Origin of the sequence: Dietzia sp. PP-33 (assembly GCF_033790845.1) — a bacterium.
Lineage (GTDB): Bacteria > Actinomycetota > Actinomycetes > Mycobacteriales > Mycobacteriaceae > Dietzia.
On sequence record NZ_JAMYEI010000030.1, the window covers coordinates 1 to 452 of the forward strand.

General features: G+C 66.2%; 1 protein-coding gene. It reads right to left on the bottom strand.

Features of this window, described 5'->3' with window-relative positions; genetic code table 11:
- The coding region (locus NJE57_RS19925) for a hypothetical protein (protein WP_319030226.1) at positions 1–452 on the bottom strand (452 nt) is incomplete at both ends.

Sequence of the window (452 nt, forward strand, 5' to 3'; positions counted from 1 at the left end):
CATCAATGCGCGCCCAGCGAGCTTGCGTTCCATAAACGGGGTTCCCGTCACGGACATGCTGAACGCATCGCCGGCGGTCGGTGTGAGGCGCTCGATGTCCTGGCCGATCTCACTGATGCGGCGGGCCGAGAGCTGGATGTCGCGCTGGGCATCGCGCATCTGCCGGCGCACCGCGTGCTGATCATCGATGTGCGCAGCCCGCAGCCGTTCGAGCCGCGCGATGTCGGCCTCGAGGCCAGCCTTCTGCATCAGGCGCGGGTCGCCAGAGGCGATCGCCTTCGCCATGGCGAACTGGTTGGCCTGGCTTTCACCCATGTCCTCCAGCCGGCGGATCGAGGTGTCACCGGACAGCGCGGCAGCGATGAAGCGGGCCTTGCGCTCGTTGTTCTGCCACATCTGCGCATCGAGGCTGCCTTCGGTCGCGTAGGCGAAGATATCGACCTCGTCATGCT